Origin of the sequence: Anaerocolumna xylanovorans DSM 12503 (assembly GCF_900143645.1) — a bacterium.
GTDB classification, from domain to species: domain Bacteria; phylum Bacillota; class Clostridia; order Lachnospirales; family Lachnospiraceae; genus Anaerocolumna; species Anaerocolumna xylanovorans.
Genome location: NZ_FRFD01000005.1, coordinates 155681 through 168976, shown reverse-complemented (window position 1 = coordinate 168976; position 13296 = coordinate 155681). Strand labels below are relative to the sequence as shown.

Below are 13296 nucleotides of genomic sequence, written 5' to 3'. Positions count from 1 at the left end.
GAATTCTATATCTTTCTTACATACATCTTCCGAAGCTTTTTGCAGGAAAGGATAAACAGTACCGCCGCGAAGGCGATTACATAAATAATGGAAGCGCTATGTTCTATTCCTTTTCCATTTTGCAGATACCCGGCAAAATCCATCAGCTCCTTCTGGGGTAATACCTTAATCATATTGTCCAGCAATTCGTTGTTTTTACTAAAGCTGTAAAAACTGCCGGACAATACAGTTGCCAGCACTGCGATAGAGTTTCCAAGCATCGTGGCATTGTCTGCCTTTTGTATCAGTACATATAAAAGCAATGCTATTGAGATGCCTAAAAGTCCTGTAACTGCTATCAGTCCTGCATATTGCAAAAGAGAAAAGCCAATATTTCTGCCGCTAAGCTTTAGAATGACCAGCAGAATATATTCCGGCAGCAGCAAAGACATGCAATAAATCACATGGGCAGCCAGATAGCCCCCAAAAGAGGAGGGTGCCATAAAAATTCTTCCAAGCTGTCCCAGTTCCTTATCATCTGCAAAAACAAACAGGTTGGAGAAGGACATCATAATAAGAAACATCATCATAAACCCTATAATATTGACCCCCACACCTCTTTCCGTGCCCATTTTGGGAGGCTCTGCTTTCGGGTTTTGAAGCAGATATAACAGCATATCCTTATACTCTGCCCGCCTAAGTGTTTCAATCTGGTAATTTCCTTCCCTATCAAGGCTTACATAAGCATCGTATTTTTGCTCCACAAGTGCTGAATAGGGAGGCTTTTTATCTAAAACTGTTATTTTAAGATGCTCTGACTTCTCTGTGGGAGCGTAAGAAGAATCCTCCGCCACCAAAGCGACACGTCCCTTTACCTGGTGCAGTCCGGAAAGATAAACCGCAAGCATAGTAGAAGAAAGAGCAACCACTGTCATAACAGCTACTAATATTATCCGGGGCTTTGTACGCAGATAATTATTTTTAAGTACGGTAATAAATGTTTTCATAGATAATCCTCCGTTTTAAAGGTCAGACTGCATCCAAGTACAAGAAGCACAGAAATAATGACAGCTGATAAGAATACAAGCAAAAAGCTGTGAAGGCTGTTGTCACAGGAAAGTGTAAAAAACGCTTCATTTATCCACTTTACCGGTGATATCCTTGAGAGAAACGCAACCGCGCTTCCCATTCCGTCCAAGGAAAAAAATGTCCCGCCTAAAACACATAACAGGCTGACTAATGTACTTAATAATGCACTGGCAGCCTCTTCACTGTGAAAGACACAGCAGAAAAAAATTCCAAGGGCTGCCGCGGCAAATTCCACAGGAGCCATCAAAAGAATAAAGTATACCGGATGTACTCCTATGGTTACACCAAGAGAAGCACACAAAATTCCGACCACAATAATGTGAAGAAAATAATCAAAGAGAAAAGAAGCCAGTATCTTGGAGAAATAAATCGGAAAGCTTCCTGCCGGAGAATAAATAATCCGCAGGTTGGCTTTCTTAATATCCCTCTCCATAAAACAATTGGATGCTGTCATAGCTCCATTCAGCATACCGTAGACAATCATGGAAATCAGATAATACTGATAAGACATCTTGCTGTCGGCATAATTCCCGCTTCCTAAAAATCCCATAATCAAAATCAAGAGAACGAAAAAGATTGTATTAGCTCCCACCAGTACCGGGTTTTTAAACAGGTTGATGATGTCTAATTTTAAAATCATAAAAAAACGTCTCATTTTAATGCCTCCATTAATCCCTATGCATATCGCAAGCTTGCTTGCGATATTGCCTAAATAGAAAGTGAAAAATGTTTTTTATTTTTCACACTAATCCCCATGCATTTCGCAAGTTTACTTGCGAAACTGCCTAAATCAAAAGTGAAAAATGCTTTCTATTTTTCACACTAATCCCTTAATTTGCGTCCGGTAAGCTTTAAAAATACCATCTCAAGGCTTGCTGCCTCGCTTGCAATATTTCTTATCTTTTCTCCCCGGTCACTAAGCAGTGCTATAATCCGGTCAAGATTTTCAATTCCCTTTAAGGAGGAAATTTCTAAGATATCTCCGTTTACCTTTACTGATTTTACTCCTTCAATGGAAAAAAGCTCCTCTTCCTTTACTTTTTTGTTCTCCTCCAGCTCAATCGTATACCGTTTTTCATTCCCTATGCTCTCCTTTAGCTCCTCTTTCGTGCCTTCTGCAATAATGGAGCCATGATCCATAATGATGATACGGGAGGATATTGCTTCTACCTCCTCCATATAATGAGTGGTATAGATAACCGTTATCCCATTTTCCCTTAGCCTTCTGATGGAATCAAGAATGTGGTTGCGGCTTTGGGGATCAATCCCTACCGTAGGTTCATCCATGATGACTAATTCCGGGTGATGGGCAATAGCACAAGCTATGTTAAGCCGCCGTTTCATGCCCCCTGAAAAGGTCTTAACCTTATCATTCCTGCGGTCGGTAAGTCCTGCAAATTCCAGCGCCCCGTCAACTGCTTTTGACAATTCCTTTCCGTGAAGTCCATAAAGAGAGGCAAAAAACCTTAAGTTGTGTTCGGCACTCAATTCCTCATACAAAGCAATGTCCTGAGGAACAATTCCTAATACCTGCTTGTAATCCTTAAGCTTTTTGTTAATCCTGCCCCCCTTAAAGAAGATTTCGCCTCCCCCTTTTCCAAGCGTAGCCGTTAATATATTAATTGTCGTACTTTTTCCCGCTCCGTTTGGTCCTAAGATGCAGAGCACCTCACCACGGTATACATCAAAGCTGATTCCCTTTAGAACCTCTTTGTCCTTAAAACTCTTGGTGAGATTACTCACCTTTATCATTTCTTCCATGTTAATAGCCATGCCTTTCCTGTACCTGCAAACTTTTGGCCCCAGGCACAAATTTGTGTGTGAACATTTATTTTTCACACTAGCCCCATGCATTTCGCAAGTTTACTTGCGAAACTGCCCAAATAGAAAGTGAAAAACGCTTTTTATTTTTCACACTAGTTCTTTGATGTTTATTATCATACGGCAGCAAGAAAATAAAAAAATCAACCGTTTGGTTGATTTGAACGGTTGATTTTATATATCCATATGGTTGATATGCTTACCTGCTACCAGGTGCGTATGATCTCTGTGTTATTAAATACCTCTTCCAGCCGGTTGATAAAAGGCGCCACTTCACCAAAATCCAAGGCACGGTGATCAAAGGCAATCGTAAATGGAATTACTTTTCGTATACCGATACGGGTCATCTTATCCTCTGTCAGATATACTCCCGGTTCCTCCTGGAGTACTCCGATTCCGATTGCACAGACCTGGGGTGGTATAATATCTAACAGCGCTACTCTTCCTCTGGTACCTTTAACTGCCGCTCCCAGATTCGAAACGGTAATGGTCCCCTGATCCAACACCTCCCGGCTTAAGATAATTCCCTGCTTTTTCTTTGGAGTTCCGGCTGCGCTCCTTCTGTGTCCGGTCACAATTCCTAGTCCACGGCCGATCACCTTTCCTAATTTGCCGCGCTGCAGGTTCCTAAGGGTATCTTTTAACCCTACTTTAAGAAGGGAAGCTTCCATATCGCAGCTTCCTACTTTTTCCTTGATGCTCTCAATCTGCTCCGCCATGTCCCCTAATGATTTATTTCCCATATCACGCAGATTAACCGTAACCATCCCCCCGTCCGGGAGCAATACCGGCATATTAATATTAATCTTATCTTTTACCGTCATCTGTCCGGAAATCAGAAAGGAACTATACCGCACTTCTGCATTAAGCTGCATGGCAGATTTAATTCCTTCCACAATAACCCGCAAAAGAAGTGTATTAAAGGTAATATTCCCCCGGTATCTGCCGGATGCTTTTAATTTCTTAAATTCCTCATAAACTTTCGTAACATCCGCTTCGTAAACATAGGATACATGGGGGATTTTCTTCCAGCCTTCCTGTGTCACGCTGGCTATTACTCTTTTTCTCATATTAAAATGAGTGCTTTTTTCTATCTTGTTCAATACAGGCCAGCTTTCCCTACCCTTAGAATCTTCATAGATAAATATATTCAGAAACAGTAAAACCGCTGCCTGTCAGCTTCTATTTCCTTACCGCAATCCATACCTCCTGGTTTTATCATACTGCATAGGAGAACAGGACGCCCGACTTTTCATGCCGCATATTGTCTTCAAATAATTTACACTGTTTCATAATGAAGCTCTGTAAACTGGTTGTACCTCTTTATGTCTGTTAATTTTAACCGGGTTTCAAAATCATTCTTCTTAAACAAAGGTATTCCGCTTCCCAAAATAGTTGGTGCAATTGTAATTATCCATTTATCCACCAAGCGGTTTGCTGCAAAGTGATGGAGCAGCTCTCCGCCGCCGACTACCCAGATGTCTTTCCCTTCTTCTGATTTTAATTTTTCTGCAAAATCAACAACATCTCCGTTAAAAAACCGGACATCTCCTTCTTCTCCCTGCTTCGTGCCGGAGAAGACAAAGCATTGCTTTCCTTTATAGGGGAAGTTATCCCCCTCTACATTTTGAATCCAGTCATAGGTTCTCCTGCCTAATATAATCGTATCAATGGTTTCATAAAACTCCTGATAACTGTTATCTCCCTCTCCTTCGGTCTGAAAAAGCCACTCCAGGGAATCCTCTTCTGTGGCTATATATCCATCCAGACTCATAGCAATAAATAAAACAATTTTTCTCATATTATCTCCTTTTGCGACTATGCAAATCTGATTTTTATTAATTATATCATATATTCAATTCTTAGGCAGTCTGAAAATACAGGTGTTTCCCCCGAAAACTGCTGCCGTATCGAAACCTGATATCATAGGCTTTCCGATTATACCTGGTGACCGCACATAATAAAGGCTGCCAATTCCTGTATAGGAACTGACAGCCCGGATATTATACCAATTGCGAAGGTGATGTTTTGTTAAATTCCTTATTACGCCGCGGTTATTATTAGTCACCGGCCGTTATCTTATTAAGAGTATATCTTCCGTCAGAACGAATTCCCTCTATTCCAAGCTTTATACCCGGCTTGCCGGTCTGCGGATCAAGTATGGCAACACACAGGGTATATTCCCCCTTCTTCAAGTTCTTTGGAATTGAAATGCTCTGGGTTGTTACCGTTTCACCGGGAAGCCATTTTGTAATATCTGCGGAAGTTATGGTTTTAGCCGCTATCTTTCCTTTGCTGTCTGCAAGGGAGAGTTCCAAAGGCCAGTTGTAATAAAAAGGTGCTACCCCCTTGTTATTCCACTTCATTTTTACACTTAGATTATTCCCGGTTTTTGCTTTGCCGTTATGCGTGACCGCTTCCAGTACAAAGTTATATCCTATTATATTGGTCAGTGCATCAATGTTGCACTGGTAGAGGTAAGCGTCCTTATCACTCTTAAGCAAATCGGCAGGGGAACAGGGCCCAAGCCATGAGGTATGGCTCTCTCTCACCTGACGCAGTGTATCCATGATGGTGGTATCATCAATATACAATCTTACATTTCCATTGGCAAATTCTCCGCCGGAATAGTTGTTTTTCCAGAAATCAGACATGGCTGAAGCCTTTCTGGCTTCTTCCGGTGAGGAATAGCCGGATGCCGCATCCACATATTCCCCGATTTCATCCCAGCCGTTTTGGGCCCAGTCCAAGAACTGGGCAGTCGTGTCTGCCATGCCGAATACGTCATTAAACAGTCCCAGCTTATTCTTGCTTGCAATGGGGTATGGCTTTCTCATTCCAAGCTTTACTTTCTTAAAGTTATCCAAATAGTGCCCTACATACTTATCGGATATGCTAAGGTCAGGGAATTTACCCGAAATATCCTCCGGCCAATTATGAAATTCCGCCCAGTGACCAAGGCTGCCTATCTGAATAAAGGAGATAATGCCAGGATTATCATATCTTTTTGCTAAAGCTTTTATGGCTTTCTCATGTGCCGCCAGTAAGAGGGGACTATTGTAATCGGGTGCAAAACCGGCACCTATGGCAGGGCTGTTGTACCATTTTCCGCCCTTTCCTCCGTTGTAGTTTTCCTTAACCAGCTTATCATACAGCCACTTTGGAATATCCATATGGTTTGGATTATCGGAAGGGTCATCCATGACAAATCTTAGATTTAACCTGACTCCCTTCTCACGCCAATACTTGAAATGGTACTTTTCCTCGACGGCAGTAAAGTCATATTTTCCTTCTGTAGGCTCTAACTCACTCCACTTAATGTCAAAGTACGCCATTTTCACTTCCTGTGCAAGAGGTTCCTTCACGCTGTCATGGCTTGCCCAGGGAAGCCAGCCTTTATAGGGATTCGCATTGGAGGCATAGTCCTCTGCCGGATAGAAGGTATCTTTTTCACCGGCTGTCTTCCACACACTGGTAACCTTTAGTTTGCTGCCGTTCTGGGGAAGCTTTAATATGTTCTTTCCCTTGTAAGCAATATAGATGCTGCCTTTCGCAGGATTGCCTATCTGGGAAAGTTTTAACTGCATCTTTACGGCATCATCCTGATAGTCCATATACACAGCGGATTTCCTGCTGGCATCAATCAAGTTGTTTCCATTTAGCGGATAGACATAGCCGTCCTTTACGATATAATCGACCCCGGAATAAATTCCATAAAGGAATCCGCCCTTCTTTACATCCAGAATATATTCATTCCGGGTGTTCATGGACCTTCCCTTTACCACCGTATATAATTTCCTGCTGTCCTGCGCTGCCATGAGCGTAAGGGCCGTCTTATCGGCAGCTGTAATCGAGTCGACCTCTGTCCAGTCATTTATCTTTCCGTCTGTTTTGATCCCGTAACCGTTCAAATCTATCACCTTTGCATAAGGAAGCTCAGCCCAAATCTTAGGAGCGAATCCGGTGTCATTGTTAAGCCCCATGGAAATATAGATATTCTTTTTTATATCCTTCATAGAATTTATATCCGTGGATAATTCAAGGCACTGCACCCCGTCCTTTTCTTTTATGACAGCTTCTACAGGTGCTTTTACCTCTGCCCAGTTCCAGTCAGGCCCGACATATTGAAACAGTTTCCATGCTCCGGTGTCATCGGATTCTATTAAAAAGTCGGCACCGGCTCCATTCTCGCCGTATTGCCCCCAGTTTTTATAGCCGGTGGAAGCATTGTTATCCGTATTCAGATAAATGTTGTTATTTGCTTCTTTTAAAGCTTCTCCTAAAACCATTATGTATAGCTTTCCCGTATCTTTATAGGCATACAATTCCTTTATCTTATCCTGCCCTTCTGCAATCTTAAGAGACTTCCATTCCGACACAGAATTTTCCCCATCAATTTTAATGGACGGCGTGGAAATAACGGGAGCCGCCTTGTCGACAGTCATCATTTCCTTGCCTGCACTGGGAATAAGACCATTCTTTCCGTCGTAAAAGCCTATTTTAACTGCCTGGCTTTCTGTTAATCCCAGCACTTTCATATCCAGGCTAACCTCCAGAACAGCATCCTTCCTGACAAGTTTAAAGCCATCCTGTGATTTAACCGGCTGCCACTTTCCTTTATTGAAGCCATAAAGTATATCATCCGTTATTTTGTAATCTACACTGTCAGCCTTCGCCCACCCGGCTGCTGCTGTTCCTGTCTTTTCCTTATTGTTTGTGTCTATATAGAGCGAGTAAGTACCAGTCAATTCTTTTCCTGTTACGCAGATAAAAAGTTGGTTATGTTCCTGAACAGCCATGAGGGATTTCAAGGAACTGCTGCCGGAAGATGTGTTGTACTTTTGCGTCCCCGAAGTCAACTTCGTATCCGCAGCACTCACAAACCCCGATGTAAGCAGCATACATATAACCAGAATAAAGCCTGTCACCCGTTTCATAAACTCTATCTCCTTTCACACTAACCCTCTTAATCTCAAACAATTACTGCTTCCTTAAAGAATTCCGGCAAGTGAAAATTCGGCTTCTCGCTGATAATCGGCGCAAAGCTTGCATAATGCTCATATTCCGGTGTTTCACATATTTTATAAAAATTACAGGTAAAGCTGTCACCGGATTGCAAAGGCTCCCTCCCATACAGGCTGCAGGTCAGCTCCATGGGAATCTTAAGTAAGACCGTCCATCTGTCCTTTTCTATATTCGTTTCACATAATGCCCGAAGCCCGGTATACTCATTGATGAACTTCCTCTCTGTTACCGTACCGAAGGCACTTAGCAATGCCCCATTGGCATTCATTTCAAAGTTCATATATTTCTGATTCCCATGAGCCCCGGAAAAGCTTAAAAATGCCTCCAATGCACTGTCCATATAGACCGGATCGTTTTCCTTGGTAAAGGTACGAAGGGGATTTGCCTCTATGGCAGTCATTGAGATAATCAGGCCATAATCTTTTAGCAGCCCCATCCTCCCATATGCCTTTGGTTTCCCACCCTGCGTCCACTGGTAATGGTCAATGCAAAATACCGCACACTCCTCCAGCTGTTCTAAATCCGTTATTGTATATACACGATATGCCATTCTTCTCCCCCTATTTTATCTTGAATTTTTGTACTTGAAAGAATAAGGCCGCCCCAGTGATCTTAAGACCCTGCTGCCGGGCGGCCCATTTCTTAATGCTGTTTCTTGCTGCTGATTCCTTGTACAGAGGTCATAGGCAATTTTTTATTTATTCTTTGCAGCCTGGAATTCATCCATCTGTTTTTGCACTTCTGCCACATACTCATCAATACCCGCTTTCTTCAGTGCCTCTAAAGCTTTCGGGTACTCTGTATCAAAATCTACAAATCCGTAAAGAATCGGCGCCATCTGCTTTCCTGCCACCTCTTTGATTGCCGTTTCAATTACTTTTACATTCTCATTATTGAAACGGAAGCCAAGCATATTGGAGGTGATGGCCTGGTCATCCCAGCTTTCATAAGTATCAATGTAGCTCTGGTCGATGTTTGGCGCAAATAATTGATAATTTTTATTGCGGAACATCCATTCATAGAAGAACTCGTCATTTGCCAGTTTTTTTATTCTTCCGTCAACGACTTCGTAATCCTTGCCTTTCACACCGTATAACGCCATCAGATAATTATCCTGTGAAGAGTAGATCCAGTTAATAAACTTCATGGCTCCTTCCGGATTCGGTGCTGTCTGCGGGATACAAAGCACTTCTCCGCCGGTTGCAATGATGTAACGTGATTCATCAGGTTTTAATATATAGCTCTTTAACCTGGCATCGGGCGCATTTGCCTTTACACTGTCAATAATCTCATTTTCTTTTCCAAGAGAACCCTCTACCCACAGATACAAGCCGGTCTGCATACGGGAATCCCTCTCATTGTATTTTGTAGTCAGGTCATCGGAATACAAGCCACCATTATACATCTGGCGGTTATATTGTGCAACCTTCTTGAAAGCATCCGTTTCGTAATAATCATATACCTTATTGGTCTTTTCGCCATAAACAACGGTATCTTCATTGGCACACCAGCTCAACTGCTCATCTGCAAAGTATCTGGTCAGGGGCTTAAAGATCGGATCTGCGGGACCTTTCATTTCCGGGAATAGTTCCTTTGCTTTTTCTGCAAATGCCTTCAGGTCTTCTGCTGTCTTAATTTCGGTCATACCGCAGGCTTCCAGGATATCCTGACGGACACAAACCATCTGAAACATGCCGGAAGACGGTGCATATGCAGAAGGAATACCATAAATCTCTCCGTTAATGGTGGCGCCCTTTAATTGCTCCTCGGGAAGCACCTTTAACATATCCTGTCCATACTTATCAATTAAATCATTCAGTACGGATGCCTGCTTCTTATTTACAATGGTAGCAAGATCGGGAAGTCCGTCCCAATACAGGTCAATGGGTTCCTGGGCAGCCAGCATAATATCCTTTTGTTCCCAGTACTGGTCCCATGGCGCATAAACCATCTCCACCTTAATTCCTAAATCCTCTTTCATTTTCTGGGCAAATTCATTTTTCATAAAATCTGACATTCTATCGCTTTCATCACCCGGATAAAGAATTCTCACTGTTTTTGTTTTAGTTTCTTCTTTTGTTTCATTCTTTTTGCCGCATCCCCCAAGTAAACCGATTACCATAATTGCGGCAACGGTCAGTATAAATAGTTTTTTCATTGCTAATCCTCCTTTTGGTTTTATGTTAAGCCTTTTGCCGGCCTACCAACGACTTGACTTGCAGCTTTATTCTTTGACCGCACCTGTCATAATACCCTGAACAAAATACTTTTGTACAAAGGGATATAAAAAGATAATAGGGCCTATGGTAATTACGGTAACTGCCATCTTTACTGTTTCAGAGGGCAGGGCAATCCCTGCTGCAGCACCGGAAGGAACCCTTCCAGAGCTGATGGCATTTACATTGGAAAGTATGGTATACAGGTAATACTGAAGCGGGAATAGATCCTTATTATTAATAAAAATCAGGGCATTCCACCAGTCGTTCCAGTATTGCAGTGCATACATAAGGCCTACGGTTAAGACTGCTGTTTTGCTAAGCGGAATTGCAATCCGCCAATAAATCAAAAGATAGCTTGCTCCGTCTATTTTTGCCGCTTCGTACAGGGACGGCGAAATACTTGAAAAATAGGTTCGCATCAGGAACATGTTCCAGACACTGAAAACAGACGGAAGAATCAATGCCAGGATACTATTTTTTAACCCATAATAGTTAACGCACACTACATACCAGGGAATTAACCCTGCGGAAAATACTATGGTGAAGTTACATAAAAAAGCAATAATATTACGGTACTTTAAACTTTGAATGGACAGGGCAAAAGCAATCATGCTGGTAATAATCATAGCCCCGATGGTACCGGCTGCCGTGACAAAAATAGTAACCCCATAAGATTTTAAAATCCTCATACCGCTGTTTGCAAAAATATAAATATATGTATTAAGGGTAAACTTCTGGGGAAGGGCCGAATATCCATGCATCACAATTTCATGTTCTGAGGAAAGGGATACGCTTAAGGTCAGAACGAGGGGATACAGGCAAAGCAGTCCAAACAAGCCGATAAACAAATAGGCAAACCAAGTTACCAGGTGGTCGCTGAATAATTTGCTTTTTCTCATTAAAATAAGCCCTCCCCATCATTATATTTTTTCGCCATCCGGTTAGCGACAGTTACTAAAATCAATCCCATAACAGACTGGAATAAACCGATTGCGGTTGCGTAAGAAAAGCCCAGTGTTCTCATGGTCTGATAAACATAAGTATCAATAACGGTTACCGCATCAATCAGGACCGGGTTGTTGCCGACAATACCGTAGATCATACCGAAATCGCCGTAGAAAATACGCCCGATACTCATCAGGGTCAGTACAACAGCAGTTGGCTTTAACATGGGAACGGTAAGATATAAAATCCTCTGGAGCTTGCTTGCACCGTCTACCTCTGCCGCCTCGTAAAGGGAACCATCAAAGTTGGCCATAGCTGCCATGTAGATGATGGAACTGTAACCGCTCCACTTCCACATGCTGGCTATTATAATAATACCCTTCCAGTATTTTGGCTCCGCATACCATTTCACTGTCTCCAATCCCATGGAACGCAGCATATTGTTGATAACACCGACATCCGTAGAGAAAAATCCGTAGATAATCGCACCTACTACTACCCAGGAAAGGAAGTACGGAAAAAACATAAAGCTCTGTGTCAATTTCTTAAAAATTTTGCTTCTGACTTCATTGAAAAAAACAGCAATACTGATTGGAACAATTAACCCCAGTATGATTCCAAAAAAGTTGATAAACAATGTATTATAGGTTACCCGCCAACCCATACTGCTCTTGGAAAAGAAGTATTTAAAGTTGTCAAGACCAACAAACTTGCTTCCAAAGATACCATCCACCACATTGAAATCAGTAAACGCCATCCAGGTACCTGCAAAAGGAATGTAGCAAAACATAACCAGTACAACCAGTGCAGGTACACACATAAGGTAAAGTCCTTTGTTTCTTTTCATTTCGCGTATAAATTCTTTTCTCCGGCCTCCTAAAGGCCCCGGTGCCCCGTTTTGGATTTTTTTTGATTTCATAGCTTTTCCCCGCTCTTCTCCGATTTTTTAAGAGTTACGCAGCTGGCTTTTTAGCACATCCACATCAATTATTTCTCCGGTAATTCTGGATTGCTCTGCTGCATAAGCCATTATATGGCTTTCAACAGACTGGGTTATGGAGGATCTGCTGTTATTACTGTCAGCTGATAACTGATAGATAAAGTCTTCCATCAGGGCTACATCTCCTCCTCCGTGTCCTCCCTGTGTCAGACCGGTATGGATGATTCTCTGTTCAAAAGCATCTATCGCATTAGAAGCAAACTTTGTGACCTCAATCTGGTTCAGGCTGTCATCTCCCCGGATTTCACCGTTTTCGCACATTACCTTGATTGTCCGGCTTATTTTATTGGTAAAGCCGCTTAGATTAAAGCTGACTGTTGCATTATTTTTAAATTCGATCAACGCCACCTGATTATCGCATACATCATTATCGCAGCGGTATACACAGCGTCCGTAGGGACCTTCTGCTAAAGCTTTGTTTATTCCTTCTTCCGTCTGATCCTGGGTAAGCACCACAGCCGGCCAGCTGCCTATCACCGGAAGATAAACCTTACGGGCATCAAAGCGGCAGTTCTTAGCCGCTTTACAGGTTAGACAGCGGTCAGAGCTTCCTTCCGGCGCATTCTCTTCCTTGAAATATTTCAGGCTGCCAAAGGAGGTTATTTTCTTCGCTTCACTGCCTACCATCCAGGCAAGGATATCCATATCGTGGCAGGATTTTTGCATAATCAGGGAACTGGATAAGTCGCTCCTTCTCCAGTTTCCCCGGACAAAGGAATGGGCGATATGGTAATTTCCCACATTCTCGTTATGCTGGATGGTAATTACTTTCCCTAACTCTCCGCTGTCAATAACTTCCTTGATTGCCGCAAAAAAGTTCGTGTACCTTAACACATGGCATACAATGACCTTACATCCTTTCTGGTTTGCCTTATCCTGAATCTTAAGACATTCCTTCGGATTGGGGGATATGGGTTTTTCAAGAAGGATATCATAACCCAGTTCAAGGGCAGACATGACCTGTTCATAATGATCCTGATCCATACTTGCTATGATAACAGCATCGGCAATCCTGCCTTTTTGGTAAAAATCTTCTATCTTCTTAAACTGCATTCCAGAGGGAATGCCGAATTTTTCTGCAGCGGCTGCCCTTCTGTTATCCTCCGGCTCCACAACCGCTACAATGTCAGCTTTTTTTGTATTATAGACATATTCGGAATATATCATTCCCCGCTGTCCTGCACCTACTAATGCAATGTTCAATTTTATTTCCTCCCG

Annotated in this window: 11 protein-coding genes; all 11 read right to left on the bottom strand. The window is 42.4% G+C overall.

From position 1 onward, the window contains the following. Nucleotides 1-5 precede the first annotated feature (5 nt). Nucleotides 6-986, bottom strand: coding sequence for an ABC transporter permease (locus tag BUF11_RS09130; protein WP_073588546.1), 981 nt, complete (start codon nucleotides 984-986; stop codon nucleotides 6-8). After that, the gene (locus tag BUF11_RS09125) at nucleotides 983-1723 is read right to left on the bottom strand and encodes an ABC transporter permease (protein WP_073588545.1); all 741 of its coding nucleotides are present in this window, start codon (nucleotides 1721-1723) and stop codon (nucleotides 983-985) included. The genes BUF11_RS09130 and BUF11_RS09125 overlap by 4 nt, the downstream gene beginning before the upstream one ends. 167 nt (nucleotides 1724-1890) lie before the next feature. Beyond that, complete coding sequence (locus BUF11_RS09120; RefSeq protein WP_330393866.1) at nucleotides 1891-2841, bottom strand: ABC transporter ATP-binding protein; 951 nt, start codon at nucleotides 2839-2841, stop codon at nucleotides 1891-1893. A 254-nt stretch (nucleotides 2842-3095) separates the two neighbouring features. Then, nucleotides 3096-3992, bottom strand: coding sequence for a 2-oxo acid dehydrogenase subunit E2 (locus BUF11_RS09115; RefSeq protein ID WP_073588544.1), 897 nt, complete (start codon nucleotides 3990-3992; stop codon nucleotides 3096-3098). A gap of 176 nt (nucleotides 3993-4168) precedes the next feature. After that, the gene (locus BUF11_RS09110) at nucleotides 4169-4690 is read right to left on the bottom strand and encodes a dihydrofolate reductase family protein (RefSeq protein ID WP_073588543.1); all 522 of its coding nucleotides are present in this window, start codon (nucleotides 4688-4690) and stop codon (nucleotides 4169-4171) included. A 259-nt stretch (nucleotides 4691-4949) separates the two neighbouring features. Beyond that, nucleotides 4950-7826: a DUF4832 domain-containing protein gene (locus tag BUF11_RS09100; RefSeq protein ID WP_073588541.1), complete on the bottom strand. Its 2877-nt coding sequence runs from the start codon at nucleotides 7824-7826 to the stop codon at nucleotides 4950-4952. Between the two features lie 35 nt (nucleotides 7827-7861). Continuing rightward, a complete protein-coding gene (locus tag BUF11_RS09095; protein ID WP_073588540.1) occupies nucleotides 7862-8464 on the bottom strand; it encodes a carbohydrate-binding family 9-like protein in 603 nt (200 codons plus the stop codon). 144 nt (nucleotides 8465-8608) lie between these two features. Continuing rightward, entirely contained in the window at nucleotides 8609-10072 is a 1464-nt protein-coding gene (locus tag BUF11_RS09090) for an ABC transporter substrate-binding protein (RefSeq protein WP_073588539.1), read from the bottom strand. 66 nt (nucleotides 10073-10138) lie between these two features. Further along, nucleotides 10139-11032 carry a carbohydrate ABC transporter permease gene (locus BUF11_RS09085; RefSeq protein WP_073588538.1) on the bottom strand — a complete coding sequence of 298 codons (894 nt, stop codon included), beginning with the start codon at nucleotides 11030-11032 and terminating at the stop codon, nucleotides 10139-10141. Continuing rightward, complete coding sequence (locus BUF11_RS09080; protein WP_073588537.1) at nucleotides 11032-11997, bottom strand: ABC transporter permease; 966 nt, start codon at nucleotides 11995-11997, stop codon at nucleotides 11032-11034. The genes BUF11_RS09085 and BUF11_RS09080 overlap by 1 nt, the downstream gene beginning before the upstream one ends. A 27-nt stretch (nucleotides 11998-12024) precedes the next feature. Beyond that, on the bottom strand, nucleotides 12025-13281 hold the full coding sequence (locus BUF11_RS09075; protein WP_073588536.1) for a Gfo/Idh/MocA family protein: 1257 nt from the start codon (nucleotides 13279-13281) through the stop codon (nucleotides 12025-12027). Between the last annotated feature and the right edge of the window lie 15 nt (nucleotides 13282-13296).

Excerpts from the sequence above, each read along its gene's own strand:
- BUF11_RS09130 (WP_073588546.1), bottom strand. The coding sequence starts at position 986 with ATGAAAACATTTATTACCGTACTTAAAAATAATTATCTGCGTACAAAG.
- BUF11_RS09125 (WP_073588545.1), bottom strand. The coding sequence starts at position 1,723 with ATGAGACGTTTTTTTATGATTTTAAAATTAGACATCATCAACCTGTTT.
- BUF11_RS09120 (WP_330393866.1), bottom strand. The coding sequence starts at position 2,841 with ATGGCTATTAACATGGAAGAAATGATAAAGGTGAGTAATCTCACCAAG.
- BUF11_RS09110 (WP_073588543.1), bottom strand. The coding sequence starts at position 4,690 with ATGAGAAAAATTGTTTTATTTATTGCTATGAGTCTGGATGGATATATA.
- BUF11_RS09100 (WP_073588541.1), bottom strand. The coding sequence starts at position 7,826 with ATGAAACGGGTGACAGGCTTTATTCTGGTTATATGTATGCTGCTTACA.
- BUF11_RS09095 (WP_073588540.1), bottom strand. The coding sequence starts at position 8,464 with ATGGCATATCGTGTATATACAATAACGGATTTAGAACAGCTGGAGGAG.
- BUF11_RS09090 (WP_073588539.1), bottom strand. The coding sequence starts at position 10,072 with ATGAAAAAACTATTTATACTGACCGTTGCCGCAATTATGGTAATCGGT.
- BUF11_RS09085 (WP_073588538.1), bottom strand. The coding sequence starts at position 11,032 with ATGAGAAAAAGCAAATTATTCAGCGACCACCTGGTAACTTGGTTTGCC.
- BUF11_RS09080 (WP_073588537.1), bottom strand. The coding sequence starts at position 11,997 with ATGAAATCAAAAAAAATCCAAAACGGGGCACCGGGGCCTTTAGGAGGC.